Annotated in this window: 22 protein-coding genes; 16 read left to right on the forward strand and 6 right to left on the reverse strand. The window is 51.5% G+C overall.

Annotation, left to right across the window (positions count from 1 at the left end; all coding sequences use genetic code 11):
* Positions 1-20: 20 nt before the first annotated feature.
* A complete protein-coding gene (gene gltC / locus E1757_RS19220; RefSeq protein WP_133231049.1) occupies positions 21-911 on the forward strand; it encodes a glutamate biosynthesis transcriptional regulator GltC in 891 nt (296 codons plus the stop codon).
* Positions 912-973: 62 nt separating this feature from the next.
* Here gltC and E1757_RS19225 read toward each other — a convergent pair whose 3' ends face one another.
* Together E1757_RS19225 and E1757_RS19230 are read right to left on the reverse strand one after the other, a co-directional pair.
* Positions 974-1,660: a zinc metallopeptidase gene (locus E1757_RS19225; protein WP_133231051.1), complete on the reverse strand. Its 687-nt coding sequence runs from the start codon at positions 1,658-1,660 to the stop codon at positions 974-976.
* A 23-nt stretch (positions 1,661-1,683) separates the two neighbouring features.
* Positions 1,684-2,115, reverse strand: coding sequence for a MerR family transcriptional regulator (locus tag E1757_RS19230; RefSeq protein WP_133231053.1), 432 nt, complete (start codon positions 2,113-2,115; stop codon positions 1,684-1,686).
* A 466-nt stretch (positions 2,116-2,581) separates the two neighbouring features.
* On the opposite strand from E1757_RS19230, the gene E1757_RS19235 reads away from it, so the two are divergent.
* Genes E1757_RS19235 through E1757_RS19245 form a run of 3 tightly spaced genes read left to right on the forward strand, consistent with a single transcriptional unit; the run spans position 2,582 to position 5,855 of the window.
* Positions 2,582-3,970 carry an ammonium transporter gene (locus tag E1757_RS19235; RefSeq protein WP_133231055.1) on the forward strand — a complete coding sequence of 463 codons (1,389 nt, stop codon included), beginning with the start codon at positions 2,582-2,584 and terminating at the stop codon, positions 3,968-3,970.
* 55 nt (positions 3,971-4,025) lie between these two features.
* The gene (locus tag E1757_RS19240) at positions 4,026-5,105 is read left to right on the forward strand and encodes a DUF294 nucleotidyltransferase-like domain-containing protein (RefSeq protein WP_133231057.1); all 1,080 of its coding nucleotides are present in this window, start codon (positions 4,026-4,028) and stop codon (positions 5,103-5,105) included.
* A gap of 12 nt (positions 5,106-5,117) precedes the next feature.
* The gene (locus E1757_RS19245; RefSeq protein WP_133231059.1) at positions 5,118-5,855 is read left to right on the forward strand and encodes an exonuclease domain-containing protein; all 738 of its coding nucleotides are present in this window, start codon (positions 5,118-5,120) and stop codon (positions 5,853-5,855) included.
* A gap of 95 nt (positions 5,856-5,950) precedes the next feature.
* On the opposite strand, the gene E1757_RS19250 is transcribed toward E1757_RS19245, so the two are convergent.
* Together E1757_RS19250 and E1757_RS19255 are read right to left on the reverse strand one after the other, a co-directional pair.
* Complete coding sequence (locus E1757_RS19250; protein ID WP_133231061.1) at positions 5,951-6,448, reverse strand: Mov34/MPN/PAD-1 family protein; 498 nt, start codon at positions 6,446-6,448, stop codon at positions 5,951-5,953.
* An 84-nt stretch (positions 6,449-6,532) separates the two neighbouring features.
* The gene (locus E1757_RS19255; protein WP_133231063.1) at positions 6,533-7,831 is read right to left on the reverse strand and encodes an MFS transporter; all 1,299 of its coding nucleotides are present in this window, start codon (positions 7,829-7,831) and stop codon (positions 6,533-6,535) included.
* A 184-nt stretch (positions 7,832-8,015) separates the two neighbouring features.
* Here E1757_RS19255 and E1757_RS19260 point away from each other — a divergent pair, with 184 nt between their 5' ends.
* On the forward strand, positions 8,016-8,564 hold the full coding sequence (locus E1757_RS19260) for a TlpA family protein disulfide reductase (RefSeq protein ID WP_133231065.1): 549 nt from the start codon (positions 8,016-8,018) through the stop codon (positions 8,562-8,564).
* A 78-nt stretch (positions 8,565-8,642) separates the two neighbouring features.
* On the opposite strand, the gene cimA is transcribed toward E1757_RS19260, so the two are convergent.
* Entirely contained in the window at positions 8,643-10,259 is a 1,617-nt protein-coding gene (gene cimA / locus E1757_RS19265) for a citramalate synthase (RefSeq protein ID WP_133231067.1), read from the reverse strand.
* Between the two features lie 316 nt (positions 10,260-10,575).
* Between cimA and E1757_RS19270 the strand changes: the two genes are divergently transcribed.
* From E1757_RS19270 to E1757_RS19305, 8 genes are all read left to right on the forward strand, one after another.
* Entirely contained in the window at positions 10,576-11,886 is a 1,311-nt protein-coding gene (locus E1757_RS19270) for a DNA polymerase IV (protein WP_133231069.1), read from the forward strand.
* On the forward strand, positions 11,879-12,421 hold the full coding sequence (mobB, locus tag E1757_RS19275) for a molybdopterin-guanine dinucleotide biosynthesis protein B (RefSeq protein ID WP_246079300.1): 543 nt from the start codon (positions 11,879-11,881) through the stop codon (positions 12,419-12,421). Before E1757_RS19270 ends, mobB begins: the two co-directional genes overlap by 8 nt.
* 61 nt (positions 12,422-12,482) lie before the next feature.
* Entirely contained in the window at positions 12,483-12,719 is a 237-nt protein-coding gene (locus E1757_RS19280) for a ferredoxin (RefSeq protein ID WP_133231071.1), read from the forward strand.
* 151 nt (positions 12,720-12,870) lie between these two features.
* Positions 12,871-14,703 (forward strand): CHASE2 domain-containing protein, encoded by a 1,833-nt coding sequence (locus E1757_RS19285; protein ID WP_133231073.1) that lies wholly within the window; start codon positions 12,871-12,873, stop codon positions 14,701-14,703.
* A 111-nt stretch (positions 14,704-14,814) separates the two neighbouring features.
* Positions 14,815-16,959, forward strand: a complete 2,145-nt coding sequence (locus E1757_RS19290; protein WP_133231075.1) for a FecR domain-containing protein — start codon at positions 14,815-14,817, stop codon at positions 16,957-16,959.
* 26 nt (positions 16,960-16,985) lie between these two features.
* The gene (locus tag E1757_RS19295; RefSeq protein WP_133231077.1) at positions 16,986-18,584 is read left to right on the forward strand and encodes a stalk domain-containing protein; all 1,599 of its coding nucleotides are present in this window, start codon (positions 16,986-16,988) and stop codon (positions 18,582-18,584) included.
* Positions 18,585-18,764: 180 nt separating this feature from the next.
* Positions 18,765-19,502: an HD-GYP domain-containing protein gene (locus E1757_RS19300; protein ID WP_133231079.1), complete on the forward strand. Its 738-nt coding sequence runs from the start codon at positions 18,765-18,767 to the stop codon at positions 19,500-19,502.
* 734 nt (positions 19,503-20,236) lie between these two features.
* Positions 20,237-21,682, forward strand: a complete 1,446-nt coding sequence (locus tag E1757_RS19305; RefSeq protein ID WP_133231081.1) for a L,D-transpeptidase family protein — start codon at positions 20,237-20,239, stop codon at positions 21,680-21,682.
* A gap of 28 nt (positions 21,683-21,710) precedes the next feature.
* On the opposite strand, the gene E1757_RS35870 is transcribed toward E1757_RS19305, so the two are convergent.
* The gene (locus E1757_RS35870) at positions 21,711-21,848 is read right to left on the reverse strand and encodes a hypothetical protein (protein ID WP_165972182.1); all 138 of its coding nucleotides are present in this window, start codon (positions 21,846-21,848) and stop codon (positions 21,711-21,713) included.
* 164 nt (positions 21,849-22,012) lie between these two features.
* Here E1757_RS35870 and E1757_RS19310 point away from each other — a divergent pair, with 164 nt between their 5' ends.
* From E1757_RS19310 to E1757_RS19320, 3 genes are read left to right on the forward strand one after another with little or no spacing between them, the layout of a single operon-like run.
* Positions 22,013-23,113 (forward strand): quinone-dependent dihydroorotate dehydrogenase, encoded by a 1,101-nt coding sequence (locus tag E1757_RS19310; protein WP_133231083.1) that lies wholly within the window; start codon positions 22,013-22,015, stop codon positions 23,111-23,113.
* A gap of 20 nt (positions 23,114-23,133) precedes the next feature.
* A complete protein-coding gene (yjbM, locus tag E1757_RS19315) occupies positions 23,134-23,928 on the forward strand; it encodes a GTP diphosphokinase (protein ID WP_133231085.1) in 795 nt (264 codons plus the stop codon).
* A gap of 45 nt (positions 23,929-23,973) precedes the next feature.
* Positions 23,974-24,405: a DUF309 domain-containing protein gene (locus tag E1757_RS19320; RefSeq protein ID WP_133231087.1), complete on the forward strand. Its 432-nt coding sequence runs from the start codon at positions 23,974-23,976 to the stop codon at positions 24,403-24,405.
* The last annotated feature ends 162 nt before the right edge of the window (positions 24,406-24,567 follow it).

A 24,567-nucleotide genomic window follows, 5' to 3' on the forward strand; every position in this document is an offset into this window, starting at 1 on the left:
GATTTGGAAGGAGAGACATCGTGGAATTAAGACAGCTGCAGTATTTTGTGAAGGTTGCCAAAAAACAGCATGTGACGCAGGCGGCGGAGGAGCTGCACGTTGCGCAATCGGCGGTGAGCCGGCAAATCCACCAGCTGGAGGAGGAGCTCGGGGTATCTTTATTTGTGCAAAAAGGACGAAATCTGCAGCTGACCTCCGTCGGCAAGCTGTTTCTGAGCCGGATGGAAACGATTCTGCTCGATCTCGAGCGGGCGGTTACGGAGGTCCGCGAATTTCTTGATCCGGAAGCGGGAGAGATTCGTATCGGGTTTCCTCACAGTTTGGGGATTTACCTGCTTCCCACCGTTGTAGCCAGCTTCCGGAAATCGCATCCGAATGTGAAGTTCCGCCTGCGGCAGGGGACATACAACAGTCTGATCCGCGATGTGATGAAAGGCGAGATCGACCTTGCCTTCATTTCTCCGTTTCCCGACAACCACGATCATGTGAGCGGTCATCTGCTGCTCCAAGAGGAGCTGTACGCGATCGTACCGCAGGGACATGAGCTTGCGGAGCAGGGAACGATCCGTCTGGAGCAGCTGAAGGATGACTCGTTCGTCATGTTCAGCGAAGAGTACTCGCTGCGCAGCATCGTCCTGGAAGCATGCGACAAGGCCGGATTTGTGCCGCAGATCGGCTTCGAAGGGGAGGAGACCGATACGATCCGCGGGCTCGTAGCCGCGGGTATGGGGGTCAGTCTGCTGCCGGAGATGGCATTGACGGAAATAAGCCAGCTGCAACCGGCAAAAGTCAGAGTGACCGATCCGAAAGTGACGCGCAGCATCGGGTTGATCCAGCGCGCGGGCGATCGGCTGCCGCCTGTCGCCGAGCGGTTTCAGAGCTACCTTGTTCACTTTTTTTCCGACACCTGATTCCATATAACAGCAAAGCCGCCAGTCCGGACAAGGACTGGCGGCTTTGCTGTTATGCAGCGTTAATCGTTATTGCGGTTGTTGAAAATCATAATGTATTTCAACAGTTCAAGCAGCGAGATCAGCGCCGCGGCGACATAGGTCAGCGCAGCCGCATTCAGCACCTTGGCGACACCGCGTTCCTCGTCATTCGTAATGAAGCCTTCGGCTACCATCAAATCTCTGGCGCGGTTGCTTGCGTTAAATTCGACAGGCAGTGTCACCAGTTGGAAGGCTACGGCCGCCGAGAAGAAAATAATGCCGATACCCAACAGGAAGTTAAACTGCTGGAAGAACAGACCCGCCAAGATGAGCAGCGGCGCTACGCCGGAAGCGAAATTCACAACCGGGAACATCGTATGGCGGAGCGAAAGCATCGGGTAATGAACCTTATGTTGAATTGCATGGCCGACTTCATGACAAGCGACCGAGACGGCTGAAATCGAATTTTCGTAATAAACCGGCTCGGACAAACGGACTACCCGTTGCGTCGGGTCATAGTGGTCGGTAAGTCTTCCCTGAACCGGTTCTACCGGAACGTCGTACAAACCGTTTGCGTCAAGCATGCGGCGGGCCGCCTCGTAGCCGGTCATACCGCCGCTGGTCGGGACTGTCGACCATTTGTTAAAGGTGCCTTTAACGCGAAATTGCGCCCACAAGGAAAGCACGAAGGCGATGATGATCAGAAAATCCATCGGGTGAAAAAACATGGCAGCAGACCTCCATTTATAATTTAGGATAAGGGGCTTTTACCCAGCAGTAACAGCAAGGCCTCAATACATGCAGCGGTTTGAGGAGTGAGCACTTTGTTCAGCTTCTTGAGCTGCGAAGGCTTCAGCCGTTCAAGCAGGGGGCCGATTTCATGAACCTCCTTTTGCAGCTGCTGCAAATGAAGCTGGAATGATGTCAGCTTCTCTGTCACGGCATCATCCGGACTGATTTTATTCCAGAGTGTCAGGCTCTCCTTGATTTCCTCCAAGGTATACTTCTCCCTTTTCATATTCTCAATACGTTTGAGCCGCATTAAGGTTTCATCGCTGTACAGACGGTAATTCGTGTCCGAACGGGTTTCCGGCTCGATCAGTCCCATTTTCGTGTAGTAATCGATCGTTCTCGAACTCACCTCCGACAAGCGGGCAAGCTCCCCGATTTTATATAGCTTCATATCCCCATTGGAAACACCCCTACTGTATAAGATTTTTGTCCTCATTTATATGCTTATTGGATAAAACTAATGACTTGGCAGCCGTCTATTGTTTTATGATACCTGAAATGAAACCGTACAGTCAAACGTTATGCTTTTGCAAGTCACTGATCGTCTTTCTTCTATAATAATAATAAATAACGGTATGGGAAAAACGGACGGGACGCTGCGGGCGCAGACGCAATGTGATTTGCAGATTTAAGCCTTTTTTTGATAATTGTCAGTATTTATGACATTTAAAATTCAGAGAACACCCATTATATGGGGAGTAAATCCGAATTATGCGTATTTGATGTGAGGTTATTTTTCGTTTTTATCAATTTTTTAATGAAAATCCTATTGTCAAATCCAAAAAAGCTGTATATAATGACATTAAGATTTTCAAAGCATGTTATATATTATAACATTAAGAAGGAAGTGGTCAACGATGTTTAAAAAAATGCTTCTATCCACCGGCCTCATGTCTTTACTAGTTCCGACGATGGCCTTCGCAGCGGATGATAAGACCCCTGCACAGCTGGCAAACGCAATCGATTCTGTCTGGGTTATGCTGGCAGCCATTCTCGTCATTTTCATGCAGGCCGGTTTTGCGCTATTGGAGGCGGGCTCCACACGAATGAAAAATGCGGGTCATGTGGCGGGTAAAACCATATTAACCTTCGGTATTTGCGCCATTGCATTCTGGGCTATCGGTTTCGGCTTCGCGTTCGGCGACGGCAACAGCTTTATAGGAGAGGGCGGCTTTTTCCTGGATGGTTCCGCCGAGCAAGTGAAAGCTTCCATCAGCATTTTCGCGGAATCGCCGATTCCGATCAGTATTTTGTTCTTGTTCCAGCTGGCTTTCGCGGGCGTATCGCTGGCAATTGCCTGGGGCGGCTTCGCGGAACGCGGTAAACTGGCCGTATACTTTATTTTCGGTATTTTGTTCACGGTCGTGATTTATCCGGTTGTCGCTCACTGGGTATGGGGCGGCGGCTGGCTCGGTCAATTGGGCATGCAGGATTTCGCAGGCTCGACGGTCGTTCACTTGCAAGGCGCAACTGCGGCATTGGTGGCAACGATCTTGCTCAAACCGCGTATCGGCAAGTTCAATAAAGATAAAACACCTAATTTAATTCCGGGTCATAACCAAGTATTATCGGTTCTGGGCGTTATCATCTTGTGGATCGGCTGGTTCGGCTTTAACGCAGGCTCGACATTGAGCGCAACCGGCGACGGATTTTTCGGATATGTTGCATTAACGACAAACCTGGCTGCGGCAGCGGGCGCAGTTGCGGCACTTGTGGTATCATGGATTTACTTCGGCAAAGCCGACATTCCGAGCATGCTGAACGGCGTTCTGGCGGCGCTTGTAGCGATTACGGCCGCTTGCGCATTCGTAACTCCGCGCGACGCGATTATCATCGGCGCATTGTCCGGTATTATTACCTTCTTCACGGCTCAATGGTTTGAAAAAGCAGGCATCGACGATCCGGTTTACGCATTCTCCGTACACGGTGTCGCAGGAATTTGGGGAACATTGTCGACAGGTATTTTTGCAACGCCCGAGCTTGCGAAAACGGTAGGCGTCGGGGAAGCCGGACTGCTGTACGGCGGTGGCTTGCAGCAATTGGGCGTTCAAGCGCTCGGCGTATTCGGCGCATTCGTCTTCGTGCTCGTGCTTTCCTTCATCATTCTTGGCTTGATCAAGATCACGATCGGACTTCGTGTTACAGAGGAAGAAGAAATTGTCGGTCTGGACCTTTCCGAGCACGGTACCTACGGCTATCCGGAAGCGATGAAAAAAGCGCCGGCCGCTTCTCCTCAAACGTTGTAATGTAATATACGCATAGCGATTTAGATCATATCACATGGGTTGAAGGGGATACCTGATGGAACGTCTCTCATTGGAATCGATTCGCAGTGAAATTCAAAAGGCTGACGATCATGAGCAGCTTCGACGATTCCGCGATCAATTGCATGAGGAGTTCGAAGGGCGTCTCCTTCTTTCCCATTCAATTGAGTGGAATCGTGAGCTGAATCAGGTTCATGATCTGTTTATTTCCAAAGCGGTCGAGCTGGCGCGGCAAAAGGTGAAATCGGAGGGGGGCGGGGACGCTCCGCTTCCCTTCGCCTTTGTCCTCTTCGGAAGCGGCGGCCGCGGCGAGCAGACGCTGTGGAGCGATCAGGATAACGGAATTATATATGCGGACCCTGACAATGCGGAAACGGAAGCAGCTGCGCCCGCTTACTTTGAACGGCTGGCCGGATCGATCAGCGGCATTTTGCTGCAGCTCGGCTACCCGCCTTGTACGGGCGGTGTTATTTGCACCAACGCCAAGTGGCGCAACAGCTGGAGCGGCTACAGGTCCATGCTGTACGAATGGCTGGAGGAGCCTCATTGGGAGCATGTCCGTTACTTGTTGATTTTTGCCGATATTCGCCCCGTTTACGGAGATGAAGCTCTGGTGAACCGGCTGCTCGAGGAAATGAACGGCTATGTTCGCAGAAACCCCGCGATGCTGCAGCATATGCTTCAAAACACGCTGCATCATAAAATTTCGCTTGGAGTATTCGGCCAGCTTATCCGGGAAAGGTATGGCGAGGATGCTGGAGGTGTCGATATCAAATACGGCGCCTACATTCCGATCGTAAACGGAATCCGGCTGTTGGCGGTCGATGCGGGCTTGAAGGTTTCCTCGACGGAGGCGAGAATCAACGGTCTGAAGGAAGGCGGCTTCGTTGAGGAGGAAATCGCTAACGACTGGCTGGAGGCGATATGCATTGCTTTGAAGCTGCGCTCCATGACTCCGTATCAAATGGAGGAGGGCCGTTATACGTCCAGAGGGAAGCTGTCTTCGGACGCCTTGACCAAGGAGCGAATCAGCGAGTTGAAGCTTTGTCTTCGGATTGGCAACGAGCTGCAAAAGTATGTAAAAAAAAGCGTCCATAAAGAGATGGAAAAAGGTTAGGTGGTATTCGTCATGAAAGACATGAAGCCTGCGGGGAGAATGTGGCATCTATACAAAATGGGCGGCATTACACCTGCCATCACCTCGATGTTTAATGTGCAGAGCGCCCAGCAGATGGCTTTCATTCGATCCATTATGAAGGAACAGCGAAAAAATTCCTTGTATGAAATCCCTCTGAAGACGGTGGAACTGGTTGTTTTCGATCTGGAAACGACCGGTTTTTCGCCGTATAACGGGGATGAAATCATTTCGTTCGGCGCGGTCTCGGTTACAGGCGACGCGCTGGAGGAGGATCAAACCTTTTACAGTCTCGTTAATCCGAGACGTTCGATTCCGGACGAAATCGTCGAGCTGACCGGCATTACGAACGATATGGTGAACGATGCGCCCGACATGATTAACGGTCTTCGCAGCTTTTTGGAATTTGTGCAGCAAAAGGTGCTGGTAGCGCATGGAACCGGGCATGACAAACATTTTCTCAATTCCGCATTATGGAAAACTTCCAAGGTCAATCTGTCTCACCGTATGCTGGATACGATGATGATCGCCAAATGGCTGAATCCGAAGCTGAAAAGCTATGATTTGGATACAATGCTCGATTTGTACGGGATTGAAGTGACGATGCGCCATCACGCATTGGAGGATGCGCTGATGACCGCCAGGCTGTGGGGAAAGCTGGTGTCGGAAATTCACGCGAGAGAAATTCATACGCTTGGCGATTTGTACGCCCAGCTCAGCCATCAGGCTTAAAGTCTTCAGCATCTTGCGATGTGCGAAGGCTTCTTTTATTTGTAAAGAAAAGTTTCAACCTTTGCTGTGCCAACCTTGACAAGCGCGCACGTCCTTTAAGGATGGCAGTTTATATCGTGGTCTTCTACTACGGAAAGCGCAATGGCGGTGAATGAGGAGGCGTCTCCGGATATGCTGCCGGGGCGGTTCGGGTCATGGTTAAAATGATGGTAGCAGTATACGCCTATTTCGCAATGTTCTTCGTCCTGCAGCCCTACGATCCAATGGCTTGGCATTGAGCGCCATGCGGTTTGCAAATCTTCGACGGAAGGCGCCGAGGAGGCGGACGGATGCGAATGAAGCAGACCGACGACGGGATCGTACAAGGAGGACGGATTCGTTACAATTGGGATCAAGACGGCGGGATCCATCGAAAACTGTCGTTCTGGCCTGGCGGCAATGTTCGGCACGGGTAAAAAACGCGTGACACTAAGTGTTGCGCCGTCTATGCGGCCAAGTAAAAAGCCGCAGGCTTCATGCGGCTTTTTTTCCATGCAGTAATGCAAAATTGAAACCCGTAACGATGCGGGCAGAACAGCGTTTGTAATCGTCATTGGAGGAAAGCTTCCTTTTTAATATACGGATCATTGGCTTTATTATATCCGCTTTGGCGGCAGAGGAAAAGGGCTCTCCTTGCATTATTGGATTTGCCCTTTCGGTTTGATTAAAAAGAAGGACAGACCCAAAGTAACAAGCGACAGGCATGTGACCGTGATGAAGACGACCGAATGCGATTTGTCCATCATCCAGCTGAATAGAGGAGGGCCGAACGCGACGCCCAGAAAACGGAGGCTGCTGTAGATGGATGTGATCATGCCGCGCTGTTCCCGTTCCACGGAGCCGGTAATCATCGTATTCAGACATGGCAGCAGCAAGCCGGTGCCTATACTGCTTAAGGTCAGCAGACCGATCAACATATACAAATTTTTTTCCAAAATCAGAATACACGCGCCCAATGAGACAGTCATAAGTATCAGCCCGATATTGATAAGCCATCTCATAGCGGTTCCGTTCTTTTTAATGAGAGCGCCGGTAGTATACGAGGTTATTACCATGCCGAGCAGCGGTATGGCCAGCACAAGCCCTTTTTTAACGCCGTCGATGTTATAAGGGGCTTCCTCCAAAATATTCGATAAAAAGAACAATACGCCGAACAAAATAAACAAGGCCAGCGATCCCGCAAAAAAGGAAGTGATCAGCCAGCGCCCTTTCTTCTTTAAAATGCCCCCTATCGTTTTCAGGTAAGGCTTCAGCTTCGGGGCGGGCTGTTGTTTTTTAGGCTCCTTCAGCAAAAAAATAACGGCTGCCAATGATATCGCGCAAAAAATAGGAAAAGCGAAAAAAGCGGCATACCATACGATCAGCGCCAGCAGCGAGCCTATAATCGGACTGAGCACTTTGCCCATGCCGTTGGACGCTTCCGTCAAGCCGAGCGCCTTGCTCTCCGTGCCGCCCTTGTACAGGTCTCCGGCCAACGCCATTGCGATCGGTGCGGTTCCCGCGGCGCCCAAGCCTTGTATGGCTCTCGCAATGATGACGACCGTGTACGAGTTCCAGACCGCGCCAAAGCCTGCCAAAATGCCTGCCGCACCGTAAATGATCAAGGAAGGAATCATAATGCTTTTCCGCGAGAAGCGGTCCGATAAATAACCGGAAACAGGTATAACTAATCCGGCAGTTACCGAAAATAAGGTAATGACCAGACTGCTTTGAAATTTACTGATGCCGAGCTTCTCCTGCATATCGGGTAAAATCGGCACAAGCATGGAGTTCCCGAGCACCAGCACCAGCGGGACAGTGGCGATAGCGATGAACTCCCATATTTGGCCTTTGGAGCCGCCTTTGTTCTTAGGTTTGGCAGGCGTACCGTCCGAAGCTCCGGAGTCAATTTCGCTTTCGAAGGTAATATTCAGCTTTCGGGTTTTCGCTTTTTCCATCGGATGAAAGTCTCCTCTAAAGACCGTAATGTAGCCTTAATGTGCCCTCCCGCCGCTTCCGTCATTCTTTCTTGGTTATTCCATGGAAAGTCGCGCTAACGGAAAGCTATTGCGGAAAATCAGACTGCATCGGCGCAGCAGGGAGCGGCAGAACACTTCGCAGATTAAAGGAGAATATGCCCAAATGAAGATGAAACGCAACGGGCCCGTTATGGTCATTGCTTTATTGCTGGTCTTATTAGCGGCGTATCAAATGATGCAAAACGGACAAAATGCCAGGGCGGCTGCCCATAATTCCTCGGAGTTGATACGCGGCAAGCCGGCGCCGGCGTTTACGCTGAAAGGTCTTGACGGTAAAACGTATCAAGTTGGTGGAGAAGGAGAACGGGAAAAGCCGCTGATCGTCAATTTCTGGGCTTCCTGGTGCGGCCCTTGTCATGAAGAAGCCCCCGATTTGAAGCGGATGTATGATAAATACGCCAAGCAATTCGATCTTTACGGGGTTAACGTGACGAAGGGCGATCGGCTGGAAGATGTAAAAGGGTTCATTCAAAAATACAATATTTCGTTCCCTGTATTGTTGGATCAGGAAGGGAAAACGGCGGAAAAGTTTCGCATCTTGTTCGTACCGACCAGCTTTTTGATCGACAAGCACGGCAATTTGCGCGATGTCATTCATGTTTTGCCGCCGGACATGCTGGAGAAAAAGATTCAAATGCTGATCAACGGTTGAAAAAAAGAGCGGTGTGCAACGGAAGGAGCTTCCTTTTGCACACCGCTTGTTCGTTATTAAGAAATGATAATCGGACTTTTAGTGATTGACCAAACCGACTCTTTCTTTCTCCTCCGATTGTACGGGGGTGACCTTTTTGCCGATCAGCGCATACCGCAGACTGTCGATTAACGCGTCGCAGCTCGCTTCGATAATGTTGGCGGACACGCCTACCGTACTCCATGTATTGTTGTAGTCGGTGGATTCGATCAGTACCCGGACTTTCGCCGCGGTAGTATCCTTTTCGTCGAGTACCCGGACCTTGTAATCGCTCAAATGCATATCCTGCAAAATCGGGAAATAAGGTAGCAAGCATTTGCGAAGCGCATGGTCAAGGGCGTTGACTGGCCCGTTGCCTTCGGCCGCATTATACACGGTTTCGCCGTTAATATTCAATTTCACGATAGCTTCGGTCACGACGGGCTGCCCGGCTGACTGGGCGACGATGATTTTGAACGATTCCAGCGTGAACAATTCCTCCTGCTTTCCGTAAGCGTCGCGGATGAGCAGCTCCAGAGAGGCGTCGGCGCCTTCGAACTGGTAGCCCTGATGCTCCATTTCCTTGATTTGGTCAATCAGCTTGCGCGATTGCGGATTGTTGTTGTCGAATTCGATCCCGAGCTCCTGCGCCTTGAACACCAGATTGCTCAGTCCGGCAAGCTCCGAAACGAGAACGCGCTGCTTATTGCCGACAAGCTCCGGCGTGATATGCTCGTAAGTGCTCGGATTGCGGAGAATCGCCGAGACATGAATGCCGCCTTTATGGGCAAACGCCGCCGCGCCGACGAACGGCTGATTGACCGGCAAATGCATGTTGGCGATCTCGCTTACGTAACGGGCGACGCTTGTCAGGCTTTGCAGCTGCTCGTCGGAAATACAGGAATAATTCAATTTCAGCTGAAGGTTGGGAATGATCGAACACAGGTTGGCGTTGCCGCAGCGCTCGCCGAAGCCGTTGATCGTTCCTTGAACCTGGGTCGCTCCCGCCATGACGGCTGCCAGGCTGTTGGCTACCCCGAGCTCGCAGTCGTTATGGGCATGGATGCCGACCGGGATGCCGATCGCCCGTTTCACGGCGGTAACGATCTCGCTTACTTCATGCGGCAGCGTGCCGCCGTTCGTATCGCACAGCACGATCCAATCGGCGCCGGCTTCCTCGGCTTTACGGATCGTCTGCAGCGCATATTCCGGATTGTTTTTATAGCCGTCGAAAAAATGCTCGGCATCGTAAATCACTTCGAGTCCGTTCTGTTTCAAATAAAGGACGGAGTCATAAATCATGGCGAGATTTTCTTCCAATGTGGTCTGGATCGCCTGATGCACGTGGAAATCCCATGATTTGCCGAAAATCGTGGCAACCGGTACCCCTACCTCCAGGATGCGGTTCAGATTCACATCGTTCTCCGGGAGCGTATCCTTGCGGCGGGTGCTGCCGAAAGCAGTCACCTTGGCATGAGTCAAACCAAGCTCCTTGACCCGCGTGAAAAATTCAATATCCTTGTTGTTGCTGCCGGGCCAGCCGCCCTCAATATAATGAACGCCAAGCGAATCGAGCTTGCGGGCAATTTTCATTTTATCCTCTACGGATAAGCTGATGCCTTCGCCCTGTGTGCCGTCTCTAAGCGTTGTGTCGAAAATTTTCACGATATTGGCCATTAGGTTTGTCCTCCTGCTCGTTACTGCGTAGACTGCGTATACAAATTTGCACAAAATATAATTGTATATTATACCACAAGCGTAATAGCTAAAGATATCCCTTTCACAAAATCGACGGTTTGATTTCTTGACCGGCCGGAGCGGGGATTGTATGCTGGTGTTGAACGTTACGCACCGATTTCAAGAACGATACGGAGGTGCTTTACATGACCGCCACGAAGGTTGTATTGCATGATGCGATGCCGGCGGATCGGCATGAGGCCGCAGCGAATTTCAGTGAAACGGGCGCTCGCCGTGCCCGTATTTCGTCCGCCTTATGAGCAGCGATAGACAACATGCTTATCCGGTCAACGGAAGAGTCATCCTGCATATTGATATGAACGCCTTTTACTGCTCGGTCCACGAGGCGGAAAGCCCCGAGCAGTACAAAGGCAAGGCGACAGCGGTAGCGGGCAGCGTCGAGCTGCGCAAGGGCATCATTGTCACCTGCTCCTACGCGGCAAGAGCGAAGGGGATCAGAACGGGGATGCTGGTCGGACAAGCGTTGAAAAAGTGCCCCGAGCTGGTTCTGATTCGCCCGAATTTTCATTTATACCGGCAATATTCCCGCGCCTTCATGAATATCGTATACAATTATTCGCCGCTGGTGGAAGCGATGTCGATTGACGAATGCTATGTCGACATTACCGGCTCCAAGCAGTTCGGGACGCCGCTCGAGATCGCCGGGCTCATTCAGCGGCGCATTCGCGAGGAGCTGCAGCTGCCATGCTCGGTCGGAATCGCGCCCAACAAGCTGCTGGCCAAGATGGCGTCGGACATGAAGAAGCCGAACGGGCTGACCGTGCTGCGCAAGCGGGACGTGCCGCGGCTGCTGTGGAACCGTCCATGCGCCGAGCTGTACGGAATTGGCGGCAAAACGGCGGAAAAGCTGAAGCGCTTCAACATTCATACGCTGGGCCAACTGGCCCATGCGGATGAGAAGCTGCTTCGCGAGCAATTCGGCATCATGGGAATTGTGCTGAAGCATTCCGCAAACGGCGTCGACGATTCTCCCGTGCAGCCGGAGCGCGGGCAAAGCAAGTCGATCGGACATACGACGACGCTCCCGGTCAACTTCACCGAGCTGAGCGATATGCGCAGAGTGATGCTGAATATTGCCGATCAGGTCGGGAGGCGTCTGCGCAAGCAGAAGCTGCTGGCGCAAACCGTGCAAATTACGATTCGCGATCCGGATATGAAGACGATTACGAGAGCGGTCAAGCTTTCTTCGCCCACCGAGGATCGCGAGGACATTTACCGGGTGTCTTGCAAGCTGCTCGAGGAGCATTGGCCGGCCGGAAAGCCGGTGCGGCTGCTGGGCATTACACTGCAAAATTTAATAAACAAGGAAGAGGCTGCCATCCAGCTCGACTTGTTCGATTACGAAAAGCAGCCGGTACGGGAGAAATTGAATCGGACGCTCGATGCGCTGCGCGACAAATTCGGCGAGAACGCGATATTGACGGCAGGCATGCTGGGCGACGATCCTTCCGCGCTGATCCGCGACCACAAAGCAAGGGGCACCTCGCTGCAGATGGATCATCTTAAGCTGCAGCGGCTGGGAGATGAGGAGGAGCCGAATGAATAGCTTGAACGACGGAGGTGCGGGAGTGACGACCGTGATCGGATTTGCGGGATTTTCCAACAGCGGCAAGACGACGCTGATCGCCGCGCTCGTGAACCATTTTGCGCAGCGGGGGCTGCGGACGGCCGTAATTAAGCATGATGCTCATGGGCATTATAAAGAAGCGGCAGGTACCGATTCGGCACTTTACCGGGAGGCGGGCGCGTCCGCAACGGCAGTTCTTTCACCCGAGTCGAGCGTCCTGTATTACCGCGGCTCCGGCACGTTGGAGCAGATGATCGGGCTGTTTGCCGCCGGGCGAAGTTTTGAGCTCATTTTGATCGAAGGCTTTAAGAGCGGCACACATGATAAAATTGCGCTCTTCCGGAATGAGGAGCAGGCCGATATCATGAAGCTGCTGCCTGAAGCGCCTGCCGCTTGCGCGGCACCGTCGGATATGCGAAAACTGGCGCCTGCGGCGATCCCTTTTCTCGATCTGAACGATATCGGCGCGGTAGCGGCATGGATCGAAGAACGGATGAACAACAATTGTGTTTGAACTTTCCGGCGTTTTATATTATATTTTAGGATGAGGTTACAATATAGGGAGGAATTCAGAGATGGCAAAATACACTTGGGTGGAAAAAGATACCTGTATCGCATGTGGAGCCTGCGGTGCGACTGCTCCGGACATTTACGATTACGACGACGAAGGTTTGGCTGAAGTTATTTTTGACGGAGACGGCAACAAAGGCGTTACGGAAATTCCGGATGATTTGTACGACGATCTGCAGGATGCGCAAGACGGCTGTCCTACCGATTCCATTAAAGTAGCAGACACTCCTTTCAATAAATAATTATATTCATTCATTTTCGACAAGAAGCCTTTTTTTCTAGGTTAATAGACCTAGAAAAAGGGCTTTTTTTGTGTTTATTTGTAGAAAAATCATCTATTTGGGAACATTGTGTGGTAAAATTAGGTTCGAAACTTTCGGTTGGAGGGGTTAAATGAAAAAGGGGTTAAGCAAGTCTGCAGTTATTGTAACAGGCAATGTCATCGTTGTAATCATTTGTTTGATTTTTCTTGCCTTCGGATTATGGAAGGTGCTCTCCGACCAAGTGTTTGACATGAATATGAAGCAGTCCATGTCCGGCGCCCCGCATGGGGATATCGTCGTCATCGGGATCGATTCCGATTCGATCAAAGCGGTGGGACCGTACCCTTGGGACCGCAAGGTATACGCCCAGCTTATCGATCAATTGGAAAAAGCGGGAGCAAAAGTGATCGGCTTCGATATCGAGCTTTATACCGCAAGCAATAATCCCGAAAGCGACAAATTGCTGGGCGATACGATTGCCAAGTATAACAATATTATTTTTCCGTCCCATGCGGAACTGGAAAATGAATTCGCACGCTCCACCAAAGTCAAAGCAGGCGAGCTGATCATGGCTCAAGGCGTGCAAAACCCGATTCCGGCTATCGATAAATCTCCCCACAGGGCCCACATCAATGCGGCGTACGATTCCGACGGCGTCATTCGCTTTAACTGGCTGGAGATCAATACGCCCCAAGGCATTCTTCCTTCCATGGGTCTGGCTGTGGCACAGCTGGCCGGCGCCGATGTAAGCAAGTATCTCAACATGCCGCCGCAGCAGAACAGCCCGAAATCCCAGCTGACCATCAAGTGGGACGGTATGGAAAAAGATTTTGAAACGATTCCGTTTTCCGAAGTATTCAACGGCAAAATACCGGCGAGCGTGTTCAAGGACCGCATCATACTGGTCGGTTATACGGCTCCCGGCTCCGATGAAGGGACAACCCCGGTCGAACGCCACATGCATCTGGTTTATGCCCACGCCAATATTTTGAACCAGATTTTAAATCAAAAAATAATTACGCCCGTCAGCGGAGCCGTTACCGTAGTATTGGCGGCTTTGATGGTTGCGTTGTTCGGTTTCCTGACATGGAGGCTGAAGGCGATCAGCGGCATTGTTTTTGTATTTTCGGTATGCATCGCTCTGATGATCGTTCAATATTTGACGTTCGCATACAGCGATTACTATTTGGACGCCGTTGGCGCCATGCTGAGCGGATTGATTTCTTACATAGGCAATATCGCGATGAAAACCTATTTTGAGACGAAGCAAAAAAACTATATAACGAAACAGTTCGGACGCTACATTTCGCCGGATTTGGTGAAGGAAATCGCCAAGAGCGATTCGGAAATTCAGCTGGGCGGAATCAAGCGGGAGCTGACGCTGCTGTTCCTTGACGTCAGTGGCTTTACGCCGTTGTCCGAAAAGCTGAAGCCGGAAGAAGTCGTCGACTTTTTGAATATGATGTTCAACCTCATAACGGAACGGGCGCTTGAAAATCACGGCACGATCGATAAATTTATCGGCGACGCCGCGATGATCTTGTATAATGCGCCTCTGGATGTGCCGAACCACGCTTATTACGCGGTGAAAACCGGGTATGAAATCCAAAAGGGCATGGAGCGGGTACGCGCGGACGTTGAAGCGAAGTACGGAATTACGCTTAGCATCCGGATCGGTATTAACACCGGGGATGTGGTCGTGGGCAATATCGGCTCGTATCTGCGGGTCGATTACACGGCGATCGGCGACAATGTCAACACGGCGGCAAGAATCGAATCGACCGCCAGCCCGAATCAGGTTTGGGTGTCCGAATCCACCTACGAACAGACCAAAGCTTACATCGAATACAATTTTGCCGGAGAGAAGCTGATGAAGGGGAAAAGTGCGGCAGTCAAGCTGTATGAGGTCGTAAGCATCAAAGGCGAGCCGACGAACGGGGAGAAGCCGGGAAAAGCCTCGTAATGTGTCAAATTTTGCATTGCCAATTGAAATATAGCCAATTACAATAAATGAAGCATATCAAAAGCGCAGGCTCTAAGTAAAAGTTTGATAGAAGATGAGAGGAGATTGAACGTGGGTCATTCGAAGCGGGTGAGGAAAGTTGACAAGAAGTCGTTATTATCGCTTATTATTGCAAATTGTTTGTTCTTTTCAATGCTGTCGACCGTATGGGTTCAGCCTGCTCAGGCCGCCAAAACATCCCGTGCCGCCATCGTAACCGAGGTTAACGGAAATGTAACCGTCAAAAAGGCGGGGGGTTCCAAGGCATATACCGTTTATGCGGATATGAGCCTGAACCAGGGCGACGTCATTTTGACGGGTGCCCAATCATCGGCCGTGCTGAAAATTGCCGATCACGAAGACGAGATTACGATTGGCGACAACGCGGAAGTAAACATATCGGAGTTGTCCGAGCAAGCGGGAGGCAAGCAATCCAAGCTGAAGACATTCGCAGGCTCCATATGGGTGAAAGTCAAATCTCTCGTAAGCTCGGAGGATGAATTCGAAGTCGAAACGCCGACGGCGGTCATGGGTGTGCGCGGGACCCAGCTGGGAACTTTCATTAATCCTGCGACAGGTCAAACCGGCACGTATTTGGCATCGGGGCGTATCAGCGCATCCACCTCCACCAACGGAACGGATGGAAGTCGGCAAGAAACGACTACCGATCTTTTGCCTTCCCAGCAGCTTACGCTCAGCGGACGTTATGAAACCGAACGCTTGAATAAGAAGGTCGGTCCTTTCGATATCGATGACCTGATTGCCAATGCGGCGCCGCGGGTAATTGAAGCGATCATTCGCAACAAAGCGGAGATCGATAAGGAAAACGCTCAATTCATCGAAAAGATGAAGCAGCAGATTTCCGACAATGGCAACGCGAATACCGGAAAATCGCCGTATGTCATCAAAAATAACGAAACGTTGGACAAAATCGGCAGAAACCTGGACAACCTGATCGGCAATATTGCGAAAGCTGCTCTGGAGCATCAAAAATTCAGCAAAGAACAAATGGACAAAATCATTAACGAAACGAACTTGAATATCGCAGATCCTGCCAAAAAGCTGGATCTGAACAATGTGCAGCAGCTTGATCCAACCGCGGGTCTGGACCCGCTGGCGGAGCAGCAAAGACTGGCTGAAATTGCACGATGGAAGATGGAGGAGCAGGAGAAATACGCACAGGAATTCAGAGCTCAGCAGGAATTGCTGGAACGGCTCAAAGCTATTCTGGACCTTATGGAAAGAGAAGTACAACGAATCAACGACCTTAATAAGACGAATGAGGAAGAAGCGAAGAAACGGCTGGAGGCCGAATATATCAGCAAGCTGAACGACGATGAGAAGAAGCGGTTCCAACAAGATAAGGAAAAGAAAAATTCGCAGTCGACTCCTTCTGCTCCTTCTCCGTCCGGCGGCGGCAGTGGAGGCAGCAGCGGTGGAGGCGGTACGAGCAATACGAATGTCCCGGCTCCTGTACTGTCCAGTTCTCCGGCGATCGTAACCGCGGGGAACGAGGAATTGAGGCTGCGTGGCGTAAGCAACACGAACATTCAATTGCTGCTCGGCGATAAAATCATCGCAAGCCTTCCGGGTAAAGGGTTTGATCAGGATACGGTATTTACCAAAGCGGAAATTAAGGAATTTTCAGTAAACGGCGAATATAATTTGATTGCGCGCGCAGAACGCGGCGGCCGGTTCAGTCCGTTGCTGAGCATCCCTAAAATTACAGTTAGCCTGACGGAACCATCGGTCAAGCAGCCGGAGCTGCTGCTCTCGCAATCGGGCAAAGAAGGCAACACGGTATTATTGAACTTATCCATGGCCAATTTCCCTCAAGACAAACAGTTTTATGCGGTCGAGGCGCATTTGGTTTATGACAAATCGTTGAGCTACAACGGTCCGGCCGAATTAAGCGATGTTCCCGGCACCGTATTCGATGGAGAATCGAAATCGGCTGAGACGTTGCGCCAAGTAACCGGCAGCACTCAGAACGAGTTGATTTATGCGGCGTCGCAATTCGAAGCATCCGGTTCGACAACAACGGTTCCGAATATTACGGTTGAAGGCGCAAAGACGCTTGTAACGGTCCCGTTGACCTTCTCTGCTGCCGCGGCCGGTTCCGCGAAGGTAGATCTTGTCTATGTCAAGGTTGTGAATAAGAACGGCGCTACCGTAGCCGAGTTTACGGCACCTAAATCAATAACCGTAACCAAGTAAGGTATGATTCCGGGAAGGGGAACCCTATGAAAAAAGTAAGCAAGCTCGCTGCCTTGACTCTAGTTGCGTCCGTTTGGCTGAGTACCTCAACGGTATGGGGAGCTTCATTGTCGGCGGACGGCGTCAGAGGAAGCGACGATCAAATTTTAACGAATGTGACCACAATATCCGGAACCGGGGATTTCGGGGGGGACAACGGCGCTGCCGCAAAGGCGTCCTTCCGCAGTCCTTCCGGTATTGCCATACTGGCTGACGGTTCATTGCTGGTGGCCGACACACGCAACCATCTGCTGCGGCAGGTTAAAGCCGGACAGGTTACCACATATGCAGGGCTGACCCTGAAGAAAGACGACAAAGGGCTGCCGCTGGGCGGACGATACGACGATGCGAAGGAAGTGTCATTCTTTCAAAATCCTGCCGGCTTGGCCGTGGACGGCCAGGGCAATATCATTGTGGCGGATGCGGGCAACAATGCGATCCGTAAAATTACGCCTTCCGGCCAGGTCACGACGATCGCCGGAAGCGGCGTCATCGGCATGAAGGATGCGACCGGTGCGGATGCTGCCTTTAACCATCCTTCCGATGCAGCCGTTGCAGCCGACGGAACGATCTATGTGGCGGATACGCTCAATCATTTGATTCGCAGCATCAGCCCGAGCGGCGAAGTGAAGACGTTGAACGCCTTGTCGGGACGGCTGATCGAGGTGACGCCGGGACAAGTAGCGCAAGCGGGCGACTACGCGGACGGACCTCTTGCGAACGCGAAGTTCAATGAACCGACCGGTCTTGCCATAGACAGTAAAGGGAATTTGTATGTCAGTGATACCGGCAATCAAAGAATACGCTATATCGACCTGCAGCAGCGTACGGTCACGACAGCAGCCGGCAGCAGTATGAATGAAGCCAAAACCGGCTTGTACGGCAGGAACGATCTGTACGCAGCCGGCGATTTTGCCGACGGACCGGCGGATAAGGCTTTGTTTTACAGTCCGCAAGGAATCGCCGTTACCGCTGAAGGAGGGCTGCTGATCGCCGATAGTCTGAATCATTCCATCCGTTATTTGCTGAACGGCCATGTTTCGACAATTGCAGGCAATGCCGGCCAGCGCGCGGGCGAAGCGGATGGCGCCGACCGCAGCGCAGCGCTGAACAACCCGACCGATGTGGCGGTTGCCCAGGATGGCAGTATTGTAGTAACGGATGCTTATAATAACAAGCTGCGTCAAGTCAGCCTGTACCAGCTGCCGGCCGGTTTGCCCAATGATACTGAGCTGAAGGTCGCCTACGGCTCGCAGTTGATCCAGTTTTCCGTCAAACCGGAATTTAAAGACGACAGAACGATGGTTCCTGTCAGAGCCATTTCGGAAACTTTGGGTTACCAGGTAACTTTCGACGATGTGTCGCGCAGCGTCCAATTGTCGAAGGACGACATGACCATCGAGCTGTATATCGGCAAAACCGGTATACAACGGAAAGTGAAGGGCAGCGACGGGGTAATGAAGGAAACCGATGTAGCTCCATATATTAAGGAAGATACGACGTACGTGCCGATCCGTTTCTTTGCGGAGGAAATCGGGATGAACGTTCAATGGTACGACGCCGCCAAGACAGCCATACTGCGATAAATCAATACCGGGTACTGACAGAAAAACTATAGAGGTCCGGTGATCAGGCAGCGGCAAAGGCGGAGCCGTTCCGGAGAAGCGAAAGGCCTATGATGCTGAAAGGCAGTGGACTCTGCTCTTCACATCATAGGTCTTTTCGATTATGATAATAAGCAAAAAGTCAGGTTGGAGGTAGACCGAATGTCCAGCATACAAGAACTTCGCAATCGCATCGAACAACTGGAGAAGCGAAATAAGGAGCTTTCTCTGCTGCTGGAATCGGCTGATGAGCTGAAAAGCGGTTCGACCGAAACGGATCATCCATTTTCCATAAGCGTCATTCATTCATTGGTGCTTGCTCTTGATTCCCGCGATCCTTATACTGCGGGCCATTCGTCAAGAGTCGGGCTGTACTCCTTATGGATGGCCAGAGAGCTCGGGATGGACGAGTCCGAGTGCAAACATTTTTATCGGGCCGCATTGATGCATGACATTGGCAAGATCGGCGTACCGGACCGCGTGCTGTTGAAAAAGGACAGTTTGACTGACGAGGAATTCCAGATCATGATTTCGCATACGACGATCGGAGCGCGCATTTTATCGAAAATGCAGCCGTTGGAGCGGATGATTCAAGCGACTGAAGTAGCCAAATACCACCACGAAAAGATGGATGGTTCCGGCTACCCCGAAGGGCTGGGAGGCGAAGACATCCCGTTCTGCGCCAGAATCGTCGCGGTGTCGGATGCGTTCGACGCCATAACGACGGATCGTCCTTACGCCAAGGGCAGAAGCTACAAGGAAGGCGTCGATGAAATAATAAGGTGCGAAGGTACGCAGTTTGATCCGCAAGTCGTCAAGGCGTTCGAGACGGTCATGCGCAGCAGAAACTATTTGCAGGACTCTTTCGAGAGCAAGCCTTTCGTTGCTCCTGTGGAATAATGATACCGGCAAACAGCGGGTGTCGCATTCGACATGACAGCCCGTGTAAGAAACGGGACAATGGAGTCTTTTGATGAAGGAAAAAGTGATTAAAGAAGGCAGCGGCCGAAGCTCAGAATCGAACAATACGGACTCGCGCGGCTTCTACCACCAATATTGACCGTCAGGGTGATTTACCTGACGGTTTACTGAGTTGTTAATACTTTGCTTCGCACAACCTTGATAAACACGCTGGTCCCCTAAGAGCGGCGAAGCGGATTATCCTTGACATAATAGAATGTATAAAACCTGGAAGCCATGTGCTTTCTTTTTTGAGTTTTTTGGCAATTAAAGTTATGGAGACAAATATCACACGACAAATATTGTTTGATGAACATAAGCACTGAGAAAACTTTGTGAAGAAGCTAGGGGAAAAATATACGTGCTGTAGTTATGAAAGAAGCTGAAAAGTTCAAGAACTGCGGAAATTCAAAGAAAGGATTTAGTGTTGCCATAATCCATCCCTCCCAACGCTCAAACGTAAATCCTTCGCCAAGGACCTCGAAAGACGTTTTTCTTAGTATCGCAAGAAAAATCAAATCTAAAGCACTAATGTGTCTTCGCCGCAAGGGCTTCGGTCAGAAGCTATTCTTACACTACGGTGAATCGAGCACAAACATAAGCGGATGGAGCACCTTCAAAATCAACGAGGGAAAGCCGATATTATGGGGGAAGGGCGGAAGGAAGGGATCGCAATGAAAGAAAAGGATCACGAGGATCAGCTTCGCCAGTTTTTCAAATATAAGGAAGATTCGCTTCATCTTAAAAAATATGTGCGAGAGCACCCGAACAATAAAATGGCCTGGTATTTGCTGGGGAGAGAATATGATGCGCAGGGGAAACGAGGCAAAGCGCTCTACTGTTATGCGCAGGCGGGCGAGGTCTACGAAGCATTTGAAAACAAGACGATTCCCGTTTCGCAGGAATCGCTGCGAGCGTTGAAGCAGTGGGAGCAAAGAAGCAGAGCGCGGCGCTGGCTTAGCCGTATTCGCATCGCGGCGCTGACAGCGCTCGCAATGGCCGGTATTTTATATTTGCCGATACAGCGCGCTTACACGCCGGAACCGCAGCCGTTCCCCGCGAACGCTCCGGCGCTTCCTCCCGGAGTCAGCGAAGCGCAGATGGAGCAGACGAAAGTATATTATGTCGCCGGCGGAAAAAATAAAGAAAACGTCGGTGCCGCCTTGCAGGAAATGCTGCTGAAGGAACGCGTGAACAGCTACGCTATTTTGGCGCATGGAAAGCCGACGGATGACGGTAAGTGGATACATTGGCTGCAGCCTCCGCAGCTGCTGCTGTCGGTGGAAGGAAAGCAGGATGCATCCAGGCAGCAAATCAATTATTATGATGCGGAAAGCTGCGCCTGCCAACCGACCGACGCCGCGAAGGCGAACGCGATCTACGGTTCTTGGGCGGGTCAGCGGGAGCAGGAGCTTGTGCTCCGTTCGGCGGTCGCGTCCTTTACGCGCATTAACGGAAAAGCGCCTGTCGGACTGCAGGAGCTGAACCGGCCGTACCCGGATAATGTGCTGCCGGGCGTCACGGCATATATGGAACAGCTGTACGAGAAATCGAAGGGGCTGCCGCCGGTGGATCCGACCGGACAGCCGGTGCCCGATTCGCAGCCGGTATCTGCCGTGCAGGCCGGTCCGGATACAGGCGGCGCCTCCGTCGCGAGCGGGCTGATCAAGCCATTGATGGAGCCGCTTCGCATCGTCGTCGATAAATCGAACCATCGGCTAGCCATTGTGAGCGGTCAAATGATCGTACGCAGCTATCCGGTCGGGCTCGGCGGGGATAAAACACCGGAAGGCAGCTTCGAAATATCGGAAAAGGTGCGGAATCCGAACGGCAAATCGAATGGCGATTTTGGCAGCAGAGGCATGACCTTGTCCGACACGCTCTATGCGATTCACGGCACCAACAAGCCGTCAAGCATTGAAAAGGACCAGTCCTTGGGATGCGTCCGCATGCTGCCGGACGATGTCGAGGAGCTGTTCGATATGGTTCCGCTCGGAACCAAGGTCACTATCGGCAAAGGGTTGCTGCCGGCCGAAATCAAACGCGGAAACCCGTCGTTCCGGCTGCCGCTCAGCAGCAATGAGACGAACCCCGGCAAGGTGTACAAATGGCTGGATTGAAAATTCGGCATTGGACAGGAAGAAGCATCTAAGGATTCAACAGCAATAGGACGATCATGACGATAAGGATCGCAGCGAATATCGAGCCTACCCAAATAAGTAGTTTTTTGTTCATTTGTTGCTTCGGTTTACGCTGCTGCAAATAGGTCGGTTTTTTACGCTGCATGGAGATCAGCCCTGCCTTTTCGGTGGATTTACGAATATTTTATCATACCGTATCCGTTTGAGAAGCCGATTTTCGTTCGGCGCCTCCTCTTTATTTTTCCCTCATAAAACGATAAACTGTTCAAAGAGAGCAACAACACGCACGTGGGGGAGAGACAAATAAGCATGCTTTATAAACAAATTGTAAAACCGGCGCTATTTCGCATGGACCCGGAAAAAGCGCATCACCTAATCATTGACGGACTTCATGCCGTCGCGAAGCTTCCGGGAGGTCGGGCGCTGCTCAGAGGCATGTACGGAGTACCTTCGATCCCTGAGTTAAAAACCGAATTGTGGGGAATAACCTTCGCCAATCCGGTAGGACTTGCGGCGGGCTTGGACAAAAATGCGAAGGCTGTTCCCGGCTTTTCAAGCATCGGTTTCGGATTTATGGAGGTCGGCACGGTTACGCCGAAGCCGCAGGCAGGCAACGAGCTTCCCCGTTTGTTCAGGCTGCCGGAGGATGCGGCGCTGATCAACCGGATGGGCTTCAATAATGTCGGCATCGAGGGAATGGCGCGTCACTTGGAGGAGGCGGGCAAGCGGTTCGTACCGCTAGCCGTCAATATCGGGAAAAATAAAACGACGCCGAACGAACATGCGGAGGACGATTATCGCGCCTGCATTCGGGGGCTGTACAGCCGCGGTGATTTTTTCGTGGTCAATATCAGCTCGCCCAACACACCCGATTTGCGCAATTTACAGCATGGCGACGATCTGTCGCGTCTGCTTGCCGCGGTTCAGGATGAAATGAAGCTTCAGCATCAGCAGCGCGGAGGATCTGCAAAGCCCGTACTTGTGAAGATTGCTCCGGATTTGTCGGATGAAGAAATCCATTACATGGTGCAAACGATCGCCCGGAGCGGTGTTTCGGGCATTATTGCGTCCAACACGACCATTTCCAGAGAGGGCTTGTCGCATCCGCACAAAGGAGAAGCGGGAGGTCTGAGCGGACGGCCGTTGACTGAGCGTTCCACACGGCTGATCCGCCAAATCTATGCGGCGACGGAAGGCAAGCTGCCGATTATCGGCTCGGGAGGCATTTTTACGGCCAGGGACGCTTATGACAAAATATGCGCAGGCGCGAGTCTCGTGGAAATTTATACGTCATTGATTTATGAAGGTCCCGGCATTATCCGCCGCTTGAATGAAGGGATTGCCGAGCTGATGAAACAGGACGGGTTCAAGCATATATCGGAAGCGGTTGGTTCCGCACACCGGCGTTAGTCAGAATGGAGGAAATACGGATGGATGGACGCGACTGGAAAAAATTTCTGCTGCCATATGAACAGTCCGTTGAAGAATTAAAGGTTAAATTTAAAACGTTGCGCACCGAATTGAAAAGCCGGGAAGAATATGCGCCGATCGAATTCGTTACCGGACGGGTGAAAAAGGTATCCAGCATTCTCGAAAAAGCGAAACGGTTGAACGTGCCGATGGAGCAGCTGGAGCAGGGGATTGAAGATATCGCAGGCATCCGCATCATGTGCCAGTTTGTCGAGGATATTGAACGGCTTGCCAGCTTGATCCGGCAGCGTGAGGATATGACATTGGTGTACGAGAAAGATTATGTAACCAATAAGAAGCCGAGCGGTTACCGCAGCTACCATATGATTGTGGAGTACCCGGTACAAACGGCATTAGGCATGAAACGGGTATTGGCGGAGGTGCAGATTCGCACGCTTGCGATGAATTTCTGGGCGACGATCGAGCATTCGCTGAATTATAAATACCGGGAGAGTCTGCCGGAAGATGTCCTTAAACGGCTTAGCAAGGCGGCGGAAGCGGCATATATTCTCGATCAGGAAATGAGCAGCATTCGGGATGAAATAGTCGAGTCGCAGCAGCTGTTCGAGGATAATTCCATCATCATCTCCCGCGTCTTGAACGGAATCCAGGAGCTCTACTACTTTCACCGCGTCAGGGAAGCCGCCCAGTTTCAATTGCGCTTCAACGAGCATTGGGGGACGGACGATGTCAGGTATTTGAAGGAGCTTTCCGCAGAAATCGAAGAGGCAATCGCAAGAGCCAAGAAAGGGTAGTCGGCCGGCCGCTGGAACGGCGGGCCGAACCATTGAGGTGATACGATGACAGGAGAACACCGGTATGATCGGCTTTATGTGGAATTTGTCTATTACTTTAATGTGGAGCGGGATTATTTCGAATGTCATGAAGTGATGGAGGAGCTCTGGCTGGAAGAAGGCAGAGCTCCTCTGCTTCAAGGTCTGCTGCAGGTAGCGGTAGGCCTTTATCATCACCGCAACGGCAATGTGAGCGGAGCCATCAAGCTGTTCACAGCGGCATTGGACAAGCTGCAGCACGCTGGCAAGCAGGAGCTTGGCATAGATCTGGGATTGCTGGTGGAGGACAGCCGGACGTACTTGCAGCGTTTGGAGCGGCTGGAGCGGGAACCGTTCGATTTTTACGACTTGAATATCCGGATTCTCGATCCGGCATTAACGGAGCAGGTCGACGCGTTAAAGGAGAATCCGCCTTCGTCCGGGCATGAAGACGCATGAATGGAAGCATGTCTGCCCTGCCAGGAGTCGAATTTAATATATAATCGCTTGTATGATCGCGGATCGTGAAACGGGCGTTTCTCGCCTTGAAGGATTTTGCCCGCCGGTGTGGAATACATGGATACGGTTCAACCATATCTATGTGCAGACAGTGGGGAATAA

It is taken from the genome of Paenibacillus piri (assembly GCF_004354045.1).
Taxonomy (GTDB): domain Bacteria; phylum Bacillota; class Bacilli; order Paenibacillales; family NBRC-103111; genus Paenibacillus_S; species Paenibacillus_S piri.

Bases quoted from the DNA above. Each gene is read 5' to 3' on its own strand.
- E1757_RS19300 (WP_133231079.1), top strand. From the start codon at position 18,765: ATGTCCAGCATACAAGAACTTCGCAATCGCATCGAACAACTGGAGAAG.
- E1757_RS19240 (WP_133231057.1), top strand. From the start codon at position 4,026: ATGGAACGTCTCTCATTGGAATCGATTCGCAGTGAAATTCAAAAGGCT.
- cimA (WP_133231067.1), bottom strand. From the start codon at position 10,259: ATGGCCAATATCGTGAAAATTTTCGACACAACGCTTAGAGACGGCACA.
- E1757_RS19295 (WP_133231077.1), top strand. From the start codon at position 16,986: ATGAAAAAAGTAAGCAAGCTCGCTGCCTTGACTCTAGTTGCGTCCGTT.
- E1757_RS19260 (WP_133231065.1), top strand. From the start codon at position 8,016: ATGAAGATGAAACGCAACGGGCCCGTTATGGTCATTGCTTTATTGCTG.
- E1757_RS19305 (WP_133231081.1), top strand. From the start codon at position 20,237: ATGAAAGAAAAGGATCACGAGGATCAGCTTCGCCAGTTTTTCAAATAT.
- E1757_RS19310 (WP_133231083.1), top strand. From the start codon at position 22,013: ATGCTTTATAAACAAATTGTAAAACCGGCGCTATTTCGCATGGACCCG.
- E1757_RS19225 (WP_133231051.1), bottom strand. From the start codon at position 1,660: ATGTTTTTTCACCCGATGGATTTTCTGATCATCATCGCCTTCGTGCTT.
- E1757_RS19235 (WP_133231055.1), top strand. From the start codon at position 2,582: ATGTTTAAAAAAATGCTTCTATCCACCGGCCTCATGTCTTTACTAGTT.
- E1757_RS19270 (WP_133231069.1), top strand. From the start codon at position 10,576: ATGAGCAGCGATAGACAACATGCTTATCCGGTCAACGGAAGAGTCATC.
- E1757_RS19245 (WP_133231059.1), top strand. From the start codon at position 5,118: ATGAAAGACATGAAGCCTGCGGGGAGAATGTGGCATCTATACAAAATG.
- E1757_RS35870 (WP_165972182.1), bottom strand. From the start codon at position 21,848: ATGCAGCGTAAAAAACCGACCTATTTGCAGCAGCGTAAACCGAAGCAA.
- yjbM (WP_133231085.1), top strand. From the start codon at position 23,134: ATGGATGGACGCGACTGGAAAAAATTTCTGCTGCCATATGAACAGTCC.
- E1757_RS19320 (WP_133231087.1), top strand. From the start codon at position 23,974: ATGACAGGAGAACACCGGTATGATCGGCTTTATGTGGAATTTGTCTAT.
- E1757_RS19280 (WP_133231071.1), top strand. From the start codon at position 12,483: ATGGCAAAATACACTTGGGTGGAAAAAGATACCTGTATCGCATGTGGA.
- mobB (WP_246079300.1), top strand. From the start codon at position 11,879: ATGAATAGCTTGAACGACGGAGGTGCGGGAGTGACGACCGTGATCGGA.
- E1757_RS19230 (WP_133231053.1), bottom strand. From the start codon at position 2,115: ATGAAGCTATATAAAATCGGGGAGCTTGCCCGCTTGTCGGAGGTGAGT.
- E1757_RS19255 (WP_133231063.1), bottom strand. From the start codon at position 7,831: ATGGAAAAAGCGAAAACCCGAAAGCTGAATATTACCTTCGAAAGCGAA.
- E1757_RS19285 (WP_133231073.1), top strand. From the start codon at position 12,871: ATGAAAAAGGGGTTAAGCAAGTCTGCAGTTATTGTAACAGGCAATGTC.
- E1757_RS19250 (WP_133231061.1), bottom strand. From the start codon at position 6,448: ATGACGATTACAAACGCTGTTCTGCCCGCATCGTTACGGGTTTCAATT.